This is a genomic window from Ruegeria sp. AD2(2025) (assembly GCF_056542385.1).
The window spans coordinates 1-21,740 of record NZ_JBQFZS010000008.1 but is presented as its reverse complement, the minus strand read 5'-3'; the positions used below and the strand labels follow the sequence as shown (position 1 = coordinate 21,740).

At 60.5% G+C, this 21,740-nt stretch carries 18 protein-coding genes and 1 riboswitch; of the genes, 14 read left to right on the top strand and 4 right to left on the bottom strand.

The features are described 5' to 3' along the window. Positions 1–255: 255 nt before the first annotated feature. The 9 genes from ACR1XV_RS15530 (at position 256) to ACR1XV_RS15490 (ending at position 10,721) form a co-directional block, all read left to right on the top strand. Positions 256–1,281, top strand: coding sequence for an ABC transporter ATP-binding protein (locus ACR1XV_RS15530; RefSeq protein ID WP_480532918.1), 1,026 nt, complete (start codon positions 256–258; stop codon positions 1,279–1,281). Continuing rightward, a complete protein-coding gene (locus ACR1XV_RS15525) occupies positions 1,278–2,381 on the top strand; it encodes an ABC transporter ATP-binding protein (RefSeq protein WP_480532916.1) in 1,104 nt (367 codons plus the stop codon). Before ACR1XV_RS15530 ends, ACR1XV_RS15525 begins: the two co-directional genes overlap by 4 nt. After that, a complete protein-coding gene (locus ACR1XV_RS15520; RefSeq protein ID WP_480532914.1) occupies positions 2,378–3,898 on the top strand; it encodes an ABC transporter substrate-binding protein in 1,521 nt (506 codons plus the stop codon). The genes ACR1XV_RS15525 and ACR1XV_RS15520 overlap by 4 nt, the downstream gene beginning before the upstream one ends. Before the next feature lie 61 nt (positions 3,899–3,959). Further along, a complete protein-coding gene (locus tag ACR1XV_RS15515) occupies positions 3,960–4,904 on the top strand; it encodes an ABC transporter permease (protein WP_480532912.1) in 945 nt (314 codons plus the stop codon). Then, positions 4,905–5,789 (top strand): ABC transporter permease, encoded by an 885-nt coding sequence (locus ACR1XV_RS15510; RefSeq protein ID WP_480532910.1) that lies wholly within the window; start codon positions 4,905–4,907, stop codon positions 5,787–5,789. It begins immediately after the preceding gene. Positions 5,790–5,805: 16 nt separating this feature from the next. Continuing rightward, positions 5,806–7,587, top strand: coding sequence for a gamma-glutamyltransferase family protein (locus ACR1XV_RS15505; protein ID WP_480532908.1), 1,782 nt, complete (start codon positions 5,806–5,808; stop codon positions 7,585–7,587). Further along, entirely contained in the window at positions 7,584–8,330 is a 747-nt protein-coding gene (locus ACR1XV_RS15500; RefSeq protein ID WP_480532906.1) for a DUF1028 domain-containing protein, read from the top strand. Before ACR1XV_RS15505 ends, ACR1XV_RS15500 begins: the two co-directional genes overlap by 4 nt. A 10-nt stretch (positions 8,331–8,340) precedes the next feature. Continuing rightward, entirely contained in the window at positions 8,341–9,075 is a 735-nt protein-coding gene (locus tag ACR1XV_RS15495; RefSeq protein ID WP_480532904.1) for a FadR/GntR family transcriptional regulator, read from the top strand. Next, complete coding sequence (locus ACR1XV_RS15490; RefSeq protein ID WP_480532902.1) at positions 9,072–10,721, top strand: amidase; 1,650 nt, start codon at positions 9,072–9,074, stop codon at positions 10,719–10,721. The genes ACR1XV_RS15495 and ACR1XV_RS15490 overlap by 4 nt, the downstream gene beginning before the upstream one ends. Before the next feature lie 47 nt (positions 10,722–10,768). Here ACR1XV_RS15490 and ACR1XV_RS15485 read toward each other — a convergent pair whose 3' ends face one another. The 4 genes from ACR1XV_RS15485 to ACR1XV_RS15470 are packed head-to-tail and all read right to left on the bottom strand — an operon-like array spanning position 10,769 to position 13,887. Then, positions 10,769–11,782 (bottom strand): FecCD family ABC transporter permease, encoded by a 1,014-nt coding sequence (locus ACR1XV_RS15485; protein WP_480532900.1) that lies wholly within the window; start codon positions 11,780–11,782, stop codon positions 10,769–10,771. Position 11,783: 1 nt separating this feature from the next. Next, a complete protein-coding gene (locus tag ACR1XV_RS15480) occupies positions 11,784–12,731 on the bottom strand; it encodes an ABC transporter substrate-binding protein (RefSeq protein ID WP_480532898.1) in 948 nt (315 codons plus the stop codon). Beyond that, positions 12,728–13,534, bottom strand: coding sequence for an ABC transporter ATP-binding protein (locus ACR1XV_RS15475; RefSeq protein ID WP_480532896.1), 807 nt, complete (start codon positions 13,532–13,534; stop codon positions 12,728–12,730). The genes ACR1XV_RS15480 and ACR1XV_RS15475 overlap by 4 nt, the downstream gene beginning before the upstream one ends. Continuing rightward, positions 13,531–13,887 (bottom strand): DUF1636 family protein, encoded by a 357-nt coding sequence (locus ACR1XV_RS15470; protein ID WP_480532894.1) that lies wholly within the window; start codon positions 13,885–13,887, stop codon positions 13,531–13,533. The genes ACR1XV_RS15475 and ACR1XV_RS15470 overlap by 4 nt, the downstream gene beginning before the upstream one ends. A gap of 101 nt (positions 13,888–13,988) precedes the next feature. Then, positions 13,989–14,201: riboswitch (cobalamin riboswitch) on the bottom strand. A 234-nt stretch (positions 14,202–14,435) separates the two neighbouring features. Here ACR1XV_RS15470 and ACR1XV_RS15465 point away from each other — a divergent pair. The 5 genes from ACR1XV_RS15465 (at position 14,436) to ACR1XV_RS15445 (ending at position 21,645) form a co-directional block, all read left to right on the top strand. After that, positions 14,436–15,230: a DeoR/GlpR family DNA-binding transcription regulator gene (locus ACR1XV_RS15465; protein WP_480532892.1), complete on the top strand. Its 795-nt coding sequence runs from the start codon at positions 14,436–14,438 to the stop codon at positions 15,228–15,230. An 82-nt stretch (positions 15,231–15,312) separates the two neighbouring features. Continuing rightward, positions 15,313–16,995 (top strand): Na/Pi cotransporter family protein, encoded by a 1,683-nt coding sequence (locus tag ACR1XV_RS15460; RefSeq protein ID WP_480532890.1) that lies wholly within the window; start codon positions 15,313–15,315, stop codon positions 16,993–16,995. A gap of 352 nt (positions 16,996–17,347) precedes the next feature. Then, entirely contained in the window at positions 17,348–18,370 is a 1,023-nt protein-coding gene (locus tag ACR1XV_RS15455) for a putative 2-aminoethylphosphonate ABC transporter substrate-binding protein (RefSeq protein ID WP_480532888.1), read from the top strand. 135 nt (positions 18,371–18,505) lie between these two features. After that, positions 18,506–19,636 carry a putative 2-aminoethylphosphonate ABC transporter ATP-binding protein gene (locus tag ACR1XV_RS15450; protein WP_480532886.1) on the top strand — a complete coding sequence of 377 codons (1,131 nt, stop codon included), beginning with the start codon at positions 18,506–18,508 and terminating at the stop codon, positions 19,634–19,636. Then, complete coding sequence (locus tag ACR1XV_RS15445) at positions 19,636–21,645, top strand: putative 2-aminoethylphosphonate ABC transporter permease subunit (protein WP_480532884.1); 2,010 nt, start codon at positions 19,636–19,638, stop codon at positions 21,643–21,645. The genes ACR1XV_RS15450 and ACR1XV_RS15445 overlap by 1 nt, the downstream gene beginning before the upstream one ends. Positions 21,646–21,740: the final 95 nt, after the last annotated feature.

Sequence of the window (21,740 nt, the reverse complement as noted above, 5' to 3'; positions counted from 1 at the left end):
CGCAAAGCCTGAGGGTTCGATCCGACTGCCCGGTTCCGAAACGGTTTCTGATGGCAGGTCTACAGTATCGGGGGTTGATCCCGACCAGGGGGTCGCATGACGCTGATCTGTATTCTCAAGGGCTGAAAGTGCTCATTTCCTAGACAACGGATCAGTGCCTTCGTCGCTAATTCCGAGGTTCGCATGCAAAAAATCTGGCAATTGAAGCAAACCAATTTATAAAAGGTTCATGAATATCGAATCGAGGTCTTTGGTTTGAGTACGCCCGATGCAGTCGCTTCGACGAGTGCAGATCGCCATCGTCTGTTGCTTGAGCTGTCAGATTTGACGCTGAGGTTCAGGGGGCAAGCCAATGACGTCGTCCAAGGGGTGAGCCTGCGTGTGAAACATGGCGAAGTGCTGTGTGTCGTGGGCGAATCCGGATGCGGGAAAAGCGTGACATCAATGGCTTTGATGGGACTGCTTCCGCCAAATTCATCCAATATTTCCTCAGGAAAACTGTCGATCCTGACCGACAGTTGGAATCTGGAGACCGAGCGGCTGCCGGCCAGCGTTCGGGGCAACAAGATCGCAATGATCTTTCAGGAACCCATGACCTCTCTCAACCCAGCCTTCCGGATCGGGGATCAGATTGCCGAGGTGGTGCAATGCCATCGCGATGTCACCCGGAGCGAGGCGATGGCCCGCGCGAAAGAGATGCTGGAGCGTGTCGGTATTGCCGATCCTGATCGGAGGTTGCGGGAATATCCGCACCAATTGTCTGGTGGTATGCGTCAAAGGGTCATGATCGCCATGGCACTGGCCAATGATCCGGACGTGTTGATCGCCGATGAACCCACCACCGCGCTGGACGTAACCATACAGGCGCAGATTCTTGATCTGATCCGGGATCTCGGGGATCAGACCGGGATGGGCACCGTGATGATCACCCATGATCTGGGTGTTGTCGCTGAGATTGCCGATACGGTTGCGGTCATGTACGCGGGGCAGGTGGTTGAACAGGGGCCGGTGCGCGACGTCTTCGATAATCCGCAACATCCCTACACGATTGGCCTGATGGGCGCGATGCCGCGCTTTGATCGGCCGGGCGAGCCCCTGGCGATCGTGCCCGGCACCGTCCCGACCATGGCCAACATGCCTCAGGGGTGCCGGTTCCGAACCCGCTGTGCCTTTGCCGCGGATGCTTGCAGTAGCCGACCCAGCCTGCGCGATGACGGCGAAGGCCATGCTGTTGCATGTCATTTCGCACCGCTCGAAGCTCATGTCAGGGTGAGCGCATGACCGGCGAAATCATTCTCGAAGCGGTCGATGTCGTAAAGCACTTCTATTTGGGTGGCGGCCTGTTGTCACCCGAGCGCCGGGTTCAGGCGGTCGATGGGGTCTCGGTGCAGATAAAGAAGGGCGAGACCTTTGCGATCGTAGGGGAATCAGGTTGCGGGAAATCTACGCTGGCGCGGCTGTTGATGCGGTTGCTCGAACCCACGGACGGCATCGTAAGATTTGATGGAACTGACGTCAGCCACGCACAGGGCGAGGCGCTGAAAGCGTTGCGCGGCGAGATGCAGTTTGTTTTTCAGGATCCGTTCTCGTCTCTGAATCCAAGGATGAGCGTTGGCCGACTTGTCGGAGAGCCGCTGGAAGTGCACGCCCCGGACCTCAGCGCGCAGGAGCGGCAAGAGCGTGTGGCCTCGCTGCTGCGCCAGGTGGGTCTGCGTGCGGAACACGCGGATCGCTACCCGCACGAATTCAGCGGTGGTCAGCGCCAGCGGATCGGGATCGCACGCGCCCTTGCCGCCGAGCCCCGATTGATCATCGGCGACGAGCCGGTCTCGGCCCTTGATGTTTCGGTTCAGGCACAGGTGATCAACCTGCTGGCCGAGTTGCAGCGTGATCTGGGCCTGACGCTGGTCGTGATCGCCCATGATCTGGGGGTCATTCGGCACATGAGCGACCGGGTCGCGGTCATGTATCTGGGAAGGTTCGTCGAAGTTGGCGAGGCCGAAAGTGTCCTGTCGCGCCCCCGCCACCCCTATACGCAGGCCTTGCTGGCAGCCATTCCGATGATGGATGGCCGGAGCCGAGGCAAAACTCCGGCGCTGCTGGGAGAGCTGCCAAACCCGTCTGACCCGCCCTCTGGATGCCGGTTTCACACGCGTTGCGCCTATGCCCGGCCCCGCTGCAAGACTGAAAGCCCTGCGCTGCAGGGAGAGGGCCATCAGACGGCCTGCCATTTCTGGGAGGAGATTGCAGAGACGCGGGCTGCCGCATCACCCATCAAGAAATCGGAAAAAGCCGAGGCGCGTTTTGCGCTTTATCGCGCCGCGACGACCGGCGGAACAGTCATTCACAACACCAACCAACAGCAGAGGAACAGACGATGAGATACGTAAAAACTGCCATGGTCACAGCTCTTTTGAGTGCGACCGCGCTTGCAGCGACGCCGGGCGTTGCGAAGGACCTGCGCATTGCCCTGCAATCGGATGCAGACGTGCTGGACCCCGATCAGTCGCGGACCTTTGTCGGTCGGATCGTCTATGCCTCGATGTGTGACAAGCTGGTCGACATCACGCCCGAACTGGAAATTATCCCTCAGCTTGCGACGGCGTGGGAAACCTCGTCCGATGGCACCAAGGTCACCATGCAACTGCGCGAGGGTGTCGTGTTTCATGATGGTACGCCCTTCAATGCCGAAGCCGTTGCGGCGAATATCGAACGGTCTCAGACGCTGGACGAATCCCGTCGCAAGTCTGAGCTGAAATCGATCACCTCGACAGAGGTTACCGGAGAGTATGAGATCGTGCTCAACCTTGCCGGCCCGGATGCCACGCTGATTGCCCAGCTTGCGGATCGTGCCGGGATGATGATCTCTCCGACCGCCGCCGCGGCTGCGGGGGCCGATTTTGGTCTGAACCCGGTCTGCTCAGGTGCTTTCAAATTCGAGGAACGGGTTGCGCAGGATAAGATCGTCCTGACTAAGTTTGACGATTACTGGAACGCTGGCGCGATCCATTTCGACAGCGTCACCTTCCTTCCCATCCCCGATACGACGGTGCGTCTGGCCAACCTTCAGTCAGGCGATATCGACATGTTGGAACGTCTGGCCGCGACCGACCTCAAGCAAGCCGAAGCGGATGACCAGCTGGTGGTCGATAGCGCGGTTTCCTTCGGCTATCAGGGCATTACTTTCAACATCAACAACGGTGCCAAGGGCGATAACCCCTGGGGCAATGACAAGCGCCTGCGTCAGGCGCTGAGCTATGCCATCGACCGTGAAGCGCTGAATCAGGTGGTGTTCGAAGGCGCTTATGCCCCGGGTAATCAGTCCTTCCCGCCGAACTCACCCTGGTACAACAGCAGCCTGCCCGTCGAAGGTCAGGACATTGAGAAGGCCAAGGCGCTGCTGGCCGAGGCGGGTTATCCGGACGGGATCGACCTTGAGGTGCAGGTTCCCAACTCGACCGAGCCTCTGGCCGTCATGCAGGTGATTCAGGCCATGGCCGCGCAGGCGGGGATCAATATCTCGCTGACCTCGAAAGAGTTTGCGACCCTGCTGGCCGATCAGTCGGCCGGTGATTACACGGCCAGCCAGATCGGATGGTCGGGCCGTGTAGATCCGGATGGCAACAACCACCAATTCGTCACGACGAACGGTGGTATCAACGACAGCAAGTTCTCGGACCCCAAGATGGACGAGATGATGAATGAAGCCCGGGTGTTGCCAAGCACGGATCAGCGCAAGGGGCTTTATGACGAAGCCATGGTGATGATGCTGGACGAGTTGCCGCGTCTGTTCCTGTATCACGTCACATGGATCTGGGCCTACAACGACAAGATGAAGGGCTTTGTTGCTTATCCCGATGGCATGATCCGTCTGGAAAACGTCACCTGGGAAGAGTGACCCAAAATGGTCCCGCGCGCCGCATCGGCGCGCGGGGTTTTATCGCGCAAAAGGCCTGATCATGTTTCCCTATCTGGTGCGACGCGTTTTGATCGCGGTGCCGACCATCATACTGATCTCTATCTTCGTCTTTTTCCTGCAAAAGTTGTTGCCGGGGGACCCGCTCCTGGTGCTCGCAGGAGAGGAGCGCGATCCCGAGGTGCTCGAATTCCTGCGTGAGAAGTACCGCCTGAACGATCCGATCCCGATGCAATACCTCGCCTGGATCGGAAACGCGTTGCAGGGGGATCTGGGGACGTCTTTGCGGTCCAACCAGCCGGTGACAGAGCTGATCGCCGAAAAGCTGCCCGTCACCATCCAGCTGGCTGTGATGGCGATCATTTTCGCGCTTGCCATCGGCGTTCCCGCCGGAATCCTGTCGGCGGTCAAAAAGGGCACTGTTACGGACTACGTGGCCAATATCGTCGCCCTGTCCGGTCTGTCGATCCCGAATTTCTGGCTTGGCATCATGCTGATTCTGCTGGTTTCGGTGAAGTGGCAGTTACTGCCCGCGTCAGGCTATGTGCCGCTGGCCGAGGATTTCTGGCAGTCCATTCGCACGATGCTCATGCCCGCCTTTGTGCTTGGAACCGGACTGGCGGCAACGCTGATGCGGCACACGCGATCATCCATGTTGGGCGTGCTGAGCGCCGACTATGTGCGCACCGCGCGCGCCAAGGGGCTGCCCGAGCGGGTTGTCATCCTCAAGCACAGTTTCCGCAACGCGCTGACGCCGATCGTGACTATTACGGCCCTTTTGTTCGGCGAGCTGATCGCCGGAGCCGTCCTGACCGAGCAGATTTTCACCATCCCCGGGTTTGGCAAGCTGGTGGTCGACGCGGTGTTCAACCGCGACTATGCCGTGGTGCAGGGCATCGTTCTGGTCACCGCGGTGGGCTTCATTGTCATGAACCTGATTGCCGACATGATGTATTTCGTCCTCAACCCCCGTCTGAGAGAGCCGTAGATGACTGATGCCTCTGCAACCGACGCCAGGGTAGACCCCGTTCTAGCCACAAAGCGCGAAAGCCGGGTCTGGAAGAAATTGCGTGCCCATCGCAGCGCAATGCTGGGGGGTGGCCTTGTTGTGTTTTTCCTTCTGGTTGCTATCTCCGCACCGCTGCTGCCCATTCCGGACCCGGCGGCCACGGATTGGGGCGCTGTCCGCAAGCCACCCAGCGCGGCCCACTGGATGGGGACCGATGAGATCGGACGCGATATCCTGTCGCGTATGATCTGGGGCGCGCAGGCCTCGCTGCTGGCCGGCGTGATCTCGGTGGGGATTGCGGTGGCGCTGGGGGTGCCGCTGGGACTGGTCGCTGGGTTCTTCGGCGGCTGGACCGATGCCGTCATCTCGCGCTGTACCGAGGCGCTGCTGGCCGCGCCATTCCTGATCCTTGCGATTGCCTTGGCCGCTTTTCTGGGCCCGTCCCTGACCAATGCAATGATTGCCATCGGCATTTCGGCGACACCGATCTTCATTCGGCTGACGCGCGGGCAGGTCATCAACATCAAATCCGAAGACTACGTAGAAAGTGCGCGGGCCATTGGCCTGCCCACGCGGCTGATCCTCAGCCGGTATATTCTGCCGAACGTGTTGCCGCCGATCCTTGTGCAGGCAACGCTGACGATTGCGACCGCGATCATCGCCGAGGCGGCCCTGTCATTTCTCGGGCTGGGTCAGCAGCCGCCAGCGCCCAGCTGGGGATCCATGCTGAACACCGCCAAAAACTTTCTGAATCAGGCCCCGTGGATGGCCCTTTGGCCGGGGATTTCGATCTTCCTTGTGGTGCTTGGTTTCAACTTGCTGGGGGACGGGCTGCGTGATGCGCTCGACCCGCGTGAACACTAAAATTGCTGGAGCGCTTATGTCCGAATTCACCACCCGTCCTGAGATCCGCGGCACGTTTGGTGTCGTCACATCGACCCATTGGATAGCATCAGCGGTCGGGATGTCCATTTTGGAAAAGGGCGGTAACGCCTTTGACGCCGCCGTGGCCTGCGCTTTGACCCTGCAGGTGGTCGAACCGCATCTGAACGGGCCCGCCGGCGATATGCCTGCGATATTTCATTCTGCCGACAGCGGAAAGACGCAGGTGCTTTGTGCGCAAGGCGTGGCACCGGCGGCGGCGACCGTCGATCACTACTGCGCGCAGGGGCTGACGCTTGTTCCCGGTTCGGGCCTGTTGTCGACCGTGGTGCCGGGGGCCTTTGACGGCTGGATGCTGATGCTGCGCGATCATGGCAGCCTGCCGTTGCGCGATGTCATGCAACCCGCCATCGACTATGCGCGTGACGGACATCCGGTACTGCCGCGGGTGGCGCAGACGATTGCCGATCTGGCGGAGTTTTTCGCCGAAGAATGGCCCAGCTCGGCCGAGGTCTGGACGCCCGGCGGTAAAAGCCCCGAGCCGCATAGCCTGTTCCGCAACCCCGATCTGGCGGCAACCTACGACCGGCTGGCCGACAGCCCGGGCGACACCCGCGAAGCACAGATAGATGAGGCGCGGCGGCAATGGCGCGAGGGCTTTGTTGCCGATGCGATCTTTGACTATCTGAAGACTGCCAGCGTCATGGATGTTTCAAACGCCCCGCATTCCGCCGTGCTGGCACCTGACGACATGGCTGGCTGGCGCGCGACTTATGAAGCGCCGCTCAGCTATGAATATGAAGGCTGGACCATCAACAAGACCCATGCCTGGAGCCAGGGGCCGGTGATGTTGCAGGCGCTGGCCCTGCTCAAGGGGTTCGATCTGGGCGCAATGAATCCCAATGGCGGGGAATTTGTGCATACGGTGATCGAGGCGATGAAGCTCGCCTACGCGGATCGGGAAGCCTATTACGGCGATCCGGACCACAGCGAAATCCCCATGGATGTGCTGCTGAGCGAGGAGTATAACGCGGAACGGCGCAAGCTGATTACGGCAAAGGCGTCGTTCGAACAGCGCCCGGGGCGTGTACCCGGGCTGGAGCATCTGGCGGATGCCTATGTCGAACGCAGCGCGCGCGACTTCAATGTCGGCCCGGTGGTGGCGCAAGAGCCGACCATGTCACATCTGACCGAAAGGCGTGGCGATACGGTGCATCTGGACGTGATCGACCGGTGGGGCAACATGGTCGCGGCCACGCCGTCCGGCGGCTGGTTGCAAAGCAATCCGGTCATCCCCGGCCTTGGTTTTCCACTGAACTCGCGCGCGCAGATGTTCTGGCTGGAACACGGCCTGCCGACCTCGCTTGCCCCCGGGCGCAGGCCGCGCACGACGCTGACGCCAAGTCTGGCGGAAAAGAACGGTATACGTCTGGTCTTTGGCACTCCGGGCGGGGACCAGCAGGACCAGTGGCAGCTGATCTGGTTCCTGCGTTTCGTGCATTTCGGTATGGGTTTGCAGGCTTGCATGGATGCGCCGCTGTTCCATTCGATGCACTTTCAGGGCTCCTTTTTCCCGCGTGAGGTCCGGTCGGGCGAGATGATGATCGAACCCAATGTCGGATCCGAAACCATCGCTGATCTGCGTGCGCGGGGTCACAATGTAGTTGTCGCGGAACCCTGGAGCGTGGGGCGCCTGACTGCTGCGCTGCGCGAAACGGACGGCTCCATGCGCGCGGCGGCGACGCCGCGGCTGATGCAGGCCTATGCGGTGGGCCGATGACCTGGTCGCTGATCGCAAGGGACAACGACGGCAGCGTCGGGCTAATCGTTTCCAGCAAGTTCTTTGCCTGCGGCGCCGTTGTTCCCTATGTCGGTGCGCGTGTCGCCGTGGCCAGTCAGGCGTTCTGCAACCCGATCTGGGGGACCGAAGGGCGCGCCCGGCTGGCAGCCGGGGAAGATCCGCAGGCGGTTCTGGACGATCTGGTTGCGCGGGACGCGGGGCAGGCCATCCGGCAGGCGCATATGATGGGTGTGGACGGAACTTTTGCGCAGCACACCGGCCAAGACTGCGTGGATTGGGCCGGGCACCTGATGGCAGAGGATCACTCGGTCGCAGGGAACATGCTGGCCGGGTCTCAGGTCCTGACGGCGACCTCTGAAGCTTTTGCTGAGCTTGCTGATCGTCCCTTTGCCGAACGGCTGATCCGCGCCATGCAGGCCGGACAGGCCGCAGGCGGCGACAAGCGCGGGCGGCAGGCCGCCGGGCTGATCATACACCGGCAGGAGGAGCATCCCTGGCTTGACCTGCGTGCTGATGATCACGCCAACCCGCTGGACGAACTGGCCCGGCTTTGGGAGGTCGCGCAAGAGCGATACGTCCATTTCGCCAAGGGTATGCCGACCGCCGCCGCGTTTTCCGGCCAGCCCAGACGCGAGGGTATTGACGCCACCATTGCCGCCGCCGAAGCTGCGCGCAAAGCGGCGGGGCGCAAGAGCTTATCTGCTGCGGTCGAGAACGGGTGAAGGGAAATAAATGCCGCTGAATGCGACATCATCACGTGTGCGGGGGCAGCTTCTGGCCCTGATATCCTCGGGTGAGTGGGAGGGACAGGGCAAGCTGCCGACCGAACGCGCTCTGGCCGATCGCTTTGAGGTTGGGCGGCGGCACGTGCGTCAGGCATTGGATGCGCTGGAAACCGACGGCCTTGTCTGGCGCAGACAGGGCAAGGGCACGTTCATTGGCCAGCCCACCGACCCGATGGGCGATCTGGCAGCAAAAATCACGGGCGAGACCAATGCGCTGGAAGTCATGGAGGCTCGTCTGTGTATCGAGCCGGAGCTGGCGGCGCTTTGTTCAAAACGTATGACGCCTGATGAAATCAGCCGCCTGCGCCATCTGGCACAGCGCCAGTTCGAAGCGGCGGATGCGCAGGCCACCGAACTGTGGGATGGGTCTTTCCACAGGCTGATTGCTCAATGCGCCCGCAACCGACCACTGCTGACGGCCTATTCGCTGCTCGACAGCATTCGTTTCAATGCTGGCTGGGTTCGGATCCGGGCCAAGGCGCGCGATGGGGCATCTCTGGCCGTGACCCACTCGGAACATATGGCGATCGTCGAGGCGATTGCCCGGCGACATGCTGACGTCGCACGACAGGCCATGCGCGATCATCTGGAAACCAGATTTGCTGCGCTGGAAAGCGAAGTGCGTGCCCACGGATATGGCGAGACGCCTCCGGACTTTTCGATGGCTGACAAACGGACATGACGGATTCTGTCACCATAGGCGACATCGAAGCCGCCGAAAAACTCGCCGGTGTCGCCTACACGCCCGCCGAGCGCGGGCAGATGGTGGACAGCATCGAAACGCAAATCCTTGCGGCTCGGGCCCGGCGAAAGGTGCCTTTACCCAATGAGACGCCAATGGCGAGCAGATTTGATCCCCGACTGCCGGGTTTCAGAATGCCGACGGGAGAAGATGCAGTCAGGACGTCCGGTTTTACCGGCGATCTTCCGGCGTCGGAAGACGATATCGCCTTTGCTCCGCTGACCTGTCTTTCCTACTGGATCGCTTCAGGGCAGATCACATCACGCAGGCTGACCGAGATTTATCTGAGACGGATTTCGTCTCTGAACCCCAGGCTGAACTGTTTTGCGACCGTGACCGATGCGCAGGCGTTGTCGGAAGCCGACGCTATGGATGCTCTGACGCGGGCGGGTCGCTCACGGGGTCCTTTGCATGGTGTGCCCTATGCGCTCAAGGATCTGTTCGATACCAGAGGTGTCGTGACAGGGTGGGGGGCCGAGCCCTTTCAGGATCGGGTGCCGGATACAGATGCTGAAGTGACCAGCAGGCTGCGCGAGGCCGGTGCGGTTTTGCTTGGAAAGACAACGCTCGGCGCGCTGGCTTATGGCGATCTTTGGTACGGGGGGCGGACGCGCAATCCGTGGAACCTGAACGAGGGGTCGAGCGGTTCAAGCGCGGGTTCAGCCTCGGCCACCGCAGCGGGTTTGTGTGGGTTTTCCATCGGAACCGAGACGCTGGGTTCGATCGTATCGCCTTCCGAACGGTGCGGGACCACTGGTTTGCGCCCGACCTTCGGGCGGGTCAGCCGTCGCGGCGCGATGGCGCTGAGTTGGTCTATGGACAAGGTTGGTCCCATCTGCCGAAGTGTCGAAGATACCGCGCTGGTGCTGGCTGAGCTGAACGGTCATGATCCGGCGGATCTGTGCTCGATTGCTGCTCCCTTCCGCTTTGATGCAGCCAGCGGCATTGACGGCATGGTTGTCGGTTATCTGCCCGAGGCGTTTGCCGAAGGCGCAACGGAAACCGACCATGCAATACTGGACACGGTCCGCGCGCTTGGGTTGACGGTGCGGGAAGTGGCGTTGCCCGATCTTCCCTACACCTCGCTGATCAACATCCTCTACGCCGAGGCCGCCGCTGCGTTTGAGGATCTGACGCTGTCGGATCTGGACGATGCGCTGACATGGCAGGAGGATGGAGCCTGGCCGAATACGATGCGAAAGGCCCGTTTTCTTTCGGCTGTGGATCACGTCAACCTCGATCGCCTGCGTTTTCGGGTGATGGAGGAGGTGGGCAGGCTGATGTCACAGGTTGATGTGCTCATCGGCCCTGCGGCCACCGGGCCGATGCTCGTGGCCAGCAATTTCACCGGCCATCCCTGTCTGCACTTGCGCGCCGGGTTCGAAAGCCTGCCCAGCAGGCTGCCGGGAACTTTGGGAAACCGCGCGCCCGGTGGACCTGAAACCGGCGACGGCCCGGCCTTCAAAGTGCCCCGAGGTGTCTCCCTCTGGGGTCAACTGTTTGACGAAGGCCCCATGCTGGCGCTCGGGATGGCGCTTGAAGAGGCCTTGGACGTGGCCGACGTGAGGCCGGTTTTTCCGCGATAGAGTCATGTCCGTGATGGCCCGAGAGGGACAATCCGGGGTGTCCCGTGTTATCGCGGTGTCTTCGCGCCCCTGAACAGCAGCAGGAACACGAAGACCGAGCCGATGGATGTTGTGACGATGCCAACTGGCAGTTCCTGCGGGGCCAGCAGCAGGCGGCTGATGATGTCGGACCCTGTCAGCAGCCCCGCGCCCACGATCGCCGCCGTCGGCAGAAGCTGGCGGTGTAGCGGTCCGGCGATGCCGCGCGCGATATGGGGCACCATCAGGCCGACAAAGCCGATGACACCGGCAACCGAGACAAAAACAGCCGTCGCCAGCGCGGCCACGAAGAACATGCTGAACCGCAGCCCCTGAACGGGTACTCCGAGGGTAGATGCCGTCAGATCTCCGGTCAGTAGCGCGTCCAGCCAGCGGCTGCGATAGAGCGAATAGCTGAGGATCAGCAGCAGACCGGCGCAGACCAGCGGAAACGTCTCCCACCGTGCAAGGCCCAGACCGCCCAGCATCCAGAAGATCACCGAATGCGCCGCGCGGCTGTCGCCTGCGAAGATCAGGTAATTGGTGATGGCCGAGAACAGGAACGAAACCGCCAGCCCCGCCAGGATCAGTTTTTCCGGCGCGCTGGTGCGCAGCCCGTGGACCAGCGCCAGCACGATGCCCGAGGCGATCAACCCGCCGCAGAACGCCGCCAGAGGCAGGGTCCAGAAGCCCAGAATATCGCCCGTTACCGTGATGACGAACACGGCCCCGGCTGCTGCCCCCGACGACAGGCCGAACAGGAACGGGTCTGCCAGATCGTTGCGTGTTGTGGTTTGCAGGACAACACCGACCAGCCCCAGCCCGGCCCCGATCACCGCCGCAAACAGCGCGCGCGGCAGGCGCAGATCAAAGACGATCCGGTGCAGCGGCGACATCTCGCCCCCGGCCAGCCCGGTGCCCAGCAACACGGCGTCGACCGTATCGGGCAGGGGGATCGGGGTGGTGCCGTAGATCGTCGAGACCAGCAGAAGGGCGGCCAGTACGACCGCCCCCAGCACAAGTGTCAGGCCGGTTCGGCCCATGTCAGCTCTGACCCGGATGCATGGCCCGCGCCATTTTCGAGATCGCCTCGATATTTGCCGGTCCGGGGGTCAGTTCCTCGTACCGCAGGCCGATCCAGCGCTCGTTCTTGACCGCGTCGGTCTGCGACATGACGGGGTGTTCCTGCAGGAACTTGAACGTATCCGCCGCGCCATTGCCGGTCTGATAGTCCAGCAGCACCAGGAATTCCGGATTTGCGGCCGCTACGGCCTCCCACGAGGTGCGGCCCCAGCTGGTATCCATGTCATGGGTGACATTCTCGCCGCCCGCTGCGGTAATCATCGCGTCGGGGATGGCGAATTTACCGGCTGTGAAGGGCGCATCCGCTGGACCGTCCAGCAGGAAAACGCGCGGTTTGGACAGATCGGCAGTCTTGGCCTCGATCCCGGCCAGTTGCTCTTTCCAACCAGCCACCAGCGCCTCGGCCTTGTCCTCGACATGCATCACCTTGCCCAGACGCAGGATATCGTCAAAGAGCAGGTCCATGCTCGCCTCGGGGCGGTCCTTGTCCAGATGCACGCAGCTTTCGGTCAGGATCATGGTCTTGATGCCAAAGGGTTCCAGCGTGTCGGGCGTGACGTCGCCGCCCGGCTTCATGCCGTAATACCAACCGGCAAAGAACAGGTCGGGTTCGACCGCCACAAGGTTTTCGACAGTGGGGTATTTCGGGGCAAGCTCGGGGATGTCGCCGCGCAGCGTGTCGAATTCCGGGCTGGTCTTGTACCAGCCGGTGATGCCGGTCAGACCGACGATCTTGTCCTGCAGACCCAGAGCAAAGGCCATGTCGGTCATGTTCATGTCATGCACCACCAGCCGCTCAGGCGCGGTGTCAAAGACCAGCGGTTCACCGCAATTGTCGACGGTGATCTCATGCGCGGCAGCGCCGCCCGCCAAGGCTGTGGCCAAAGCCACTGACCAGAGGTGTTTCATTCAGGAATGCTCCTTGATCGAGATGAAATTGAGGTTCTTCTGATATCCAGCGCCGGAATCATGCGCCCTTCGTGCGGCAGGCACAGGTAATCGACCCCGAACGTGTCGCGGACCCGATCCGGGGTCAGCACCTCGGCCACGGGTCCGAAACCGGTCAATCGAGCGGATTTCATCAGCGCGACATGGGTGGCGAATTCCGGGATCATGACCAGATCGTGCACGATCATGACCACGGTGATTCCCAGTTCCGCGACCAGAGACAGCATCCGCCCTTTGGCATCGGGGTCCAGATGGTTGGTCGGTTCGTCCAGAAACAGCAGCGAGGGGTCCTGCGCCAATGCCCGCGCGATATGGGCCCGCTGACGCTCGCCCCCCGACAGCACGGCCATTTTCTTATCGGCCAGGGTTGTCAGCCCGGTCAGGTCCAGAATGCGCGTCAGGTCGGCGGCATGGTCGTCGGCCGAGCGGTCGGTTCGGATCGGAATCTGACCCAGCGCAACATAATCGCGCAATGACAGCCGCCCGTCGGGATATTCCTGCTGACTGACCACGGCGATCATCCGGGCCCGCTCGGTCGCGGGCATCTGCCTGAGGCTGCGCCCCCTGACCAGCACATCCCCCAGCGTCATCTCGGCCGCGCCGGACAGCAGGTTCAGCAACGTGGTTTTGCCCGCCCCGTTGGGCCCGGCGATGGCCAATATCGCGCCTTCGTCCAGTTCAAACGAAGCATCCTGCAACAGCACATCCCCGTTTGGTGCATTATATTCGAGATCGCGCGCAATCAGAAAATCCGGGCCTTTCATGCTTGCCCCTCGCGGTGGATCGCAGGCAGGCGGGACAGCGTCTTGGTCAGCAAGGCGGGTGGCCTGTCGGTGGCCTTGGTCCACCCGTCGGCCGAGTTCCGATATTGCTGGGCAAATTGGGTCAGAGCCTCGATATCCGCTTCCGTCTGGATGTCGCCAAACAGGTATTGGGCCTTCCCCGTCGCCTGAAAGCCCACTGTCCGGGGGCGGTCGCAGCCTGCCATGCAGTCAACTGTGCGGATCGCAAACCCCTGTGGCAGCTTGTCCGTCAGATCGCCGCGCATGGCATCAACGGGCTTGCCTCCGTCACAGGTGGCGCAGATCAGAAGAAAATGGTCAGGCCGGTCTGACATCGTCCGCTCCACATATTGCCAAGCGCGGACGGAAGGTGCCGATCAGGTAAACACGCATCAGACGTGCCATCAAAGCCTCCTTCCAGGACGCCCCGCCCCGGGTTGGTTAACATTTGATGGCAGGTCTCCTGACTTGCGGGTCTGCGCTCGGCCGTCCTTCCCGGCCCGTCGGCCAGTGGGTGTTTGACGTCGCTCGCCGCTTACAGTTGCGGGGGCAGTTACGGTCTTGGCGTGTTCCGGTTATCCCGGTGCCGCACCGTATTCCCTTTTCATCCCTTGGCGTATCCGCAGGAACCATCAGCGATCTGAGTGCCCGAGAAAGAAAGGTGCGTCAATATGATCTTTATGACTTACGAGCAGTTTTTGCAGACCGGTCCCGGATGCCCCGCGCAGCCCGCGCTGTTGGTGATTTGTATTCCCCGGGGCCTGCAAAAACGACGCTGGTATTGCCTGAAATCTCAAATACACCCAATAATGAGGGTAGGATTGGTTAAAAAACAATACTTGTGTGGACTTTGTTGGATTTTAGTGCAAAAACCACACAAAGCGTGAGGAGTGCGAACGTGATCGCCCGGAATTCATTATCTCCGAGAGAGCTTCAAATAATCGAAGCGCTGCGTCAACTGGGCGGCCAGGCCCGCAATGTGGAGTTGGCGGAAACGCTTAGCGTTTCGGATGAGACGATCCGGCGCACGATCAAATCCCTGTCCAAGCTGGGAATAGTCGAGCGGAACCATGGCATGGTTCGCCTGTTGGACGCGCAGCACGAGATCGGATTTTTCCAACGCCTTGGCGAGTTCACCGAAGAAAAGATGCAGGTCGCAAAGGCGGTTGCCAGCCTTGTGCCAGACGGGGCCACGCTGTTCCTAGATGTCGGCAGCACGACCGCATTCGTCGCCGAGACCTTGCGGGACAGACGGGATCTGACGGTTGTGACCAACTCGATGAACGTGGCGCATAAGCTTTTGGCACACAACGGAAACCGCGTCTTTCTGCTGGGCGGTGAAATGCGCAAGGACGAAATGGGGACATTCGGATTTGTCGCCGAGGCGCAGCTGCGCCGTTATACCTACGACATCGCAATCCTCAGCCCGGACGCGTTGGACCCGAAATTCGGGTTTCTGTACCAGAGCCCGGGCGAGGCCGAGCTGGCATCGGTGGTCGTGGACCGCACCAGCCGGACCATGGTCGCCATGGTGCACCAGAAATTCGACACCTCGGGGCCGCATCAGGGATTTGAGCCTCAGGCTGTCGACCAACTGATCACCGATGCGCTTCCGGGGAAGAAACTGGCGGCAAAACTTGAGGGCTGGCAGATCAAAACGCTGTTGGCGGCTGAATGACATATCTCCGCACGAATGACGGGAGTCCTGCCGCCAGTTGCGCGCAGGATGAACCCCAAACAAGACCTGAGGCAATTACATAATGGCAATACTCGTTTTCTTGATGCAGCTGGCTGGCGCGACGATGTTGCTGCTGTTTGCGGTGCGCATGGTGCGCACTGGGATCGAGCGCAGCTATGGCGCCTCGTTCCAGCGGGTTCTGACCCGCAATGACAGCATGATCGGCGCAAGCATGACGGGCATGGTGCTGGCCGTTGTGCTGCAAAGTTCGGCAGCGGTTGCGCTGCTGGCTTCGGGTTTTGCCGCCGGTGGGTATCTGGCCTTTTCCGCCGGTCTGGCGATTGTGCTGGGCGGCGATCTGGGCTCGGCTCTGGTGATCCAAATTCTGTCGTTCCGGCTGGACTGGCTGGTACCGCTGCTGCTGGCGGTGGGCGGTTGGCTGTTCGTCAAGACCGAGCGTAAGAAGCCTCGCCAGATCGGGCGCATCCTGATGGGGGTCGCCTTAATCCTGATCTCGCTGCGGTTCCTGCGCGAGGCGATGGACCCGATCCGCGACAGTGCCTTTCTGCCCGCCATCGCCGACTATCTGGTGCGCGATTATGTGGCCGCCTTTCTGGTCGGGGGGGCGCTGGCCTTTGTGATGCACAGCTCGGTCGCGGCGATTCTGATGTGTGTGACGCTGGTGCAGATTGGGGCGTTGCCATTTTCGGCGGGTCTTTCGCTGGTTCTGGGGGCCAATCTGGGCAGTGCGCTGATCCCCGTCTGGCTGACCCGCGGGATGGAGCCGCGCGCAAGGCGCATCCCCTTTGCCAACCTTGCACTACGCGGACTTTGGGCTGTTATATGCCTGTTTGCTGCCAATCTGGCCCTTAGGACCGGAATGCTGAGCGCGGACTATCAGGGACAGATGCTGGTCAACGCGCATCTGGCGTTCAATGCTTCTCTGCTGATTCTGTCGATGCCGTTCTGCGGTATGCTGCATGCGCCGTTCGAACGGTTCTTCCCGGACACAAAACCCCAGACGCAGGGCGATCCGCTGACCCGCCCCGTCAGCGCGCTGGACCCCGACATGGCCGAGAGCCCTGTGCTGGCCGTTTCGGCCCTAAAGCGGGAACTGCTGCGGATGGCCGAACTGGTCCAGACCATGTTCAGCCCGCTGCTCGGACTGTACCGGTCGGGCGATGACGAACAGATTAAGGCGGTTCAGGCCATTGATCTGGACGTGAACCAGTGCCTGACTGATATCCGCGCCTTTGTTGCTGCGCTGCCCGCCGAGAAAATGGACAAGAAAAGCTCGGAAACAGCCCGCGATGTACTGGAATACGCTGTCCGACTTGAGACTGCGGGTGATGTGGTGGCCAAGCGGCTGACGGTGCTGGCGACTGAACTGCGCGAAACCGGCAGGCAGTTTTCGCCTGAAGGCTGGTCCGAGGTGCAGGATATGCACGAAAAGATTCTGGCCAACCTGAAACTGGCGACCAATGTGATCATCTCGGAAGATCTGGAAAGTGCGCGCCTTTTGAATTCGGAAAAGACCGAAATCAAACGGGCCGAACGGGACAGCCGCAAACGCCACTTCCGGCGGTTGCAGAACGGAATGTTCGATAGTTTCGAGACCAGTGATGTGCATCTGGAAACCCTGCGTGCGCTACGCGAGTTCAACAGCCACATCGCGGCGATTTCCACACCGATCCTGTATTCCAACGGGCAGTTGCTGGAGACGCGTTTGATCGAAGACCTGCCAGCCCGCGAAAGCCAGACCTAGGCCTGCCGAGTCGCCCGAGTTCGCGGCGTGCCGGGTTGTTGCGGCACGATGCAGGAGTGACCATCAGCGGAATTTGTACCGGCTATCTGGCCGTTGGCATGTGATATGGTAACGGCGCCTTTACTGGTTTGCGGGCGGTGTGGGTCATCCTTTGGTGGAAATTTGGGCGAAACCGCTTCAAAACGCTGAATTTTTTGCAGGATTATAATATATAGGGAAAACTTATGATATTGTAGATTTTAACGATTTTTCTTGTTTTGGTATTCTGTCAAATTACTGTCATCAAAAATTAATAGTGGAAGCGCCACGAGAGAATGGCGCCAGCGTCATAATCTACACAACAGAGGACAACATGAAAAAAACTCTTTCCACTTTCACGGCAGTTGTAGCGACTTCGCTGATCGCCGCCGCAGCCGCTGCTGAAACCGAGCTGACTGTTTACACCGCAGTCGAGGCCGAAGACCTGGCCCGCTATGCTGAACAGTTCAACGCCGTGCATCCCGACATCAAGATCAACTGGGTTCGCGATTCCACCGGTATCATCACCGCCAAGCTGCTGGCCGAGCGTGACAACCCGCAGGCTGACGTGGTCTGGGGTCTGGCGGCAACCTCGCTGCTGCTGCTGAAATCCGAAGACATGCTGGAGCCCTATGCGCCGGTCGGTGTCGAGAAGCTGGATGCGAAATTCGTCGACGGCGGCGATGTTCCCAGCTGGGTTGGCATGGACGCCTGGGTTGCTTCGGTCTGCTACAACACCGTCGAAGCCGAGAAGGCTGGCCTGACGCCGCCGACCTCGTGGAAAGACCTGACCGACGCGCAGTACAAGGGTCATGTGATCATGCCGAACCCGAACTCGTCGGGCACTGGCTTCCTGGACGTGTCCAGCTGGCTGCAGATGTTCGGTGAAGAGGGCGGCTGGGAATACATGGACGCGCTGCATGAGAACATCGCGCGTTACACCCATTCGGGCTCCAAGCCCTGCAAGCTGGCTGCCGCCGGCGAGATTCCGATCGGTATCTCGTTTGCCTTCCGCGGCGCCAAGTCGAAAGCCGCAGGCGCACCGCTGGACATCATCGTGCCCAGCGAAGGTGTTGGTTGGGACATGGAAGCAACGGCGATTGTAGCGGGCACCGACAAGCTGGAAGCCGCTCAGAAACTGGTGGACTTCTCGGTCACGCCTGAGGCCAACGAGATGTACAATGTTGGCTACGCGGTCGTTGCCTACCCTGGTATCGCAAAGCCGGTTGAGCACTTCCCCGAAGGTCTGCTGGATGCGATGATCGACAATGATTTCGAATTCGCCGCCAACAACCGCGCTGCCATCCTGAAGGAATGGCAAGAGCGTTACGACGGCAAGTCCGAACCCAAAGAATAAACCACTCACGTCGGAGGGGCTTAACGCCCCTCCGACCTTTGGATAAACTCTCCCTACAACTCACGTGAACGGCGCGGCGAATTTCTGGCCACTCTCTCGTCATGGCTGCTGCGCAAAGCTCAAGGACCACTCCCCGTGCTTAAGAAAACCTCTCCCGGTGATCTCTATCTGAGTATCCAAGACCTCTGGAAGGCGTTTGGCGATTTTCTGGCCCTCCGGGATATCTCGCTGGACATCAACGAAGGCGAATTCATCTGTTTTCTGGGGCCCTCGGGCTGCGGTAAGACCACCTTGCTCCGCGCCATTGCAGGGCTGGACCTGCAGACCAAGGGGACGGTTATGCAGGATGGCAAGGATGTCTCGAACCTGCCCCCGTCCGAGCGTGATTTCGGCATTGTGTTCCAGTCTTACGCGCTGTTTCCGAACCTGACGATCGAAAAGAACATTGCCTTTGGCCTGGAAAACACCGGCCGCAGCAAATCCGAGATTGCGGTGCGGGTGGCCGAACTGCTGAAACTGGTGGGTCTGCCGGATCAGGGCAGCAAGTACCCGGCTCAATTGTCGGGTGGTCAGCAGCAGCGGATCGCCCTGGCGCGGGCCATTGCCACCAACCCCGGCCTGTTGCTGCTGGATGAACCGCTTTCGGCGCTGGATGCCAAGGTGCGCGTACATTTGCGGCATGAAATCAAAGAACTGCAGCGCAAGCTGGGCGTGACCACCGTGATGGTGACCCACGATCAGGAAGAGGCGCTGGCCATGGCCGACCGGATCGTGGTCATGAACCACGGCGTAATCGAACAGGTCGGTACGCCCACTGAGATTTACCGCCATCCGGCCAACCTGTTCGTGGCCGATTTCATCGGTGAGATGAACCAGTTGCCTGCGGTTGCAGGCGATACCGATACTCTGGAACTTGGCGGTTCGGCGCTGAAATGCGAGCCGCATTCGCACCAGAAAGGCAGCCGCATCGTCGCCGCCGTCCGCCCCGAGGATATCATTCCGCATGGCGAAGGGGCGCGTTCACCCGGTGCGCCCGACATCATCACCACGCCCGAAAACGCTTTTGAGGTGCTGATCACCGAGATGGAGTTCCTTGGCTCGTTCTGGCGCTGCCGTCTGTCCCACAAGACCTTCGGAGACGAAGAGTTGATCGCCGATTTCTCGATCAACGCGGTCCGTCGTCTGGGTCTTGAAGAGGGTGGCCAGATGATGATCGAACTGCCTCGAAACCGCCTGATGGCCTTCACCCCGGCGGAGGAGGGCTGATGACCGACACCACCTCTCTGCCCGCCGGCCCGATCATCAAGGGCAAGCTGAGCCGCGACGACCTAATCATGCGTGGCGGCATGATGGTCATCGCCCTGTATCTGGTTGTGACGCTGGCCTTCCCGCTGTGGGCGATGCTGTCCAAATCGTTTTCCACCTACCGGATGGAGCTGTCGCAGTACGAGTTTCAGGTCAGCGACGACAACGGTGTGTTCAGCGGCACCATCCTGAATGGGGCCCAACTGAATGCGGAAACCGGCGCCTATACCGATCAGGAGCTTTCGACAGGCTCTGACGGGCGGCTGTCGGTCACGCCATTCTTCCCCGATTTCAGTTTCCGCAGCCCGGTGATGTATCAGATCCGGAACACCGCGCCGGATGGCCGGTTCCTGATCGGTTCGAACCTGCAAAAAGGCACCGATTGGGTCGAACTGGATTCAAACACCTTCCGCCGGGTGCAGTTGCGACCGGTGCAGTCGACGGGTGTTGACAACTTTATCAGCTATTTCTCGACCCCGGCACTGTTCAATTCGATCAAGAACTCGCTTTGGATTGCGGTCGTCAGCACTGTCATCACGGTCACGCTGGCCTTCTGGTTCGCCTATGCGCTGAACCGCAGCTGCATGCGTTTCAAAGGTGTGTTCCGGCTGATTGCCATGGCGCCGATCCTGGTGCCCTCGCTGCTGCCCGGTATCGCGCTGGTCTATCTGTTCGGCAATCAGGGATTTCTGAAAGAGCTGCTGTTTGGGGCAAGTATCTACGGACCCATAGGCATCGTGATCGGCTCGGTTTTCTTCACCTTTCCACATGCCTTCCTGATCATCTCAACGGCGTTGGCGATCTCGGACGCGCGGTTGTATGAGGCCGCCTCGAGCCTGCGTTCGACCCCCTGGCGGACCTTCTGGACCGTGACCATTCCGGGCGCGCGCTATGGTCTGATCTCGGCGGCCTTTGTGGTGTTCAACCTTGTGATCACCGATTTCGGCCTGCCGAAGGTGATTGGCGGTCAGTTCAACGTTCTGGCGGTGGATATCTACAAACAGGTGATCGGCCAGCAGAACTTTGAGATGGGCGCTGTTGTCTCGGTTGTTCTGGTGGTGCCCGCGATCCTGGCCTTTGCCATCGACCGTCTGGTGCAATCGAAACAGGTGGCCCTGCTGTCGGCGCGTTCGGTGCCCTATCAGCCCAACCCGAATCCGAAAACCGACCGTATCATGCTGATCTATTGCAGCATGGTCGCGCTGTTCATCGTTGGCCTGCTGGCGGTGTGTCAATTCGCTGCGCTGATCAAGTTCTGGCCCTATGACCTGAGCCTCAGCCTGAACAACTATCAGTTCGACAAGATGGATGGCGGCGGCTGGGGGTCCTATTTCAACTCGATCAAGATGGCGCTGCTGACGGCGGTGATCGGCACTGCGATCGTGTTCTTCGGGGCCTATCTGGTTGAAAAGTCGAACGGGTTCAAAACCGGCCGGGCGCTGTTCCAGATGTTTGCGATGCTGCCCATGGCGATCCCCGGAATGGTGCTGGGTCTGGCCTATATCTTCTTCTTCAACAACCCGGCCAACCCGCTGAATGCAATCTATGGCACAATGGCCATTCTGGTGATCTGCTCGGTAACCCACTTCTATACGGTGTCACACCTGACCGCCGTAACCGCGCTGAAGCAGATGGATACCGAGTTCGAATCCGTCTCGGCCTCGCTCAAGCAGCCCACGATGAAGCTGTTTGCGCGGGTAACGGTGCCGGTTTGTCTGCCTGCGATCCTGGATATCTCGATCTACCTGTTCGTCAACGCGATGACGACAGTGTCGGCGGTGGTGTTCCTGTATTCACCCAAGACCACGCTGGCCTCGATTGCGGTGCTGAACATGGATGATGCAGGGGATATTGCACCGGCGGCGGCGATGGGGATGATGATCTTCTACACCAATGCCGCAGCGCGTATCCTGCACCTGGTAGCGTCGAAAGGAATCCTGGGTCGAACGCAAGCCTGGCGCAGCAGATAAGTCACTCACAAAAAACGATAAATGCCCGCGGTTCCTGATCGCGGGCATTTGCTGTTTCGGTCCCTTTTCAACTCATAGGCAGATCTTATGTTTGG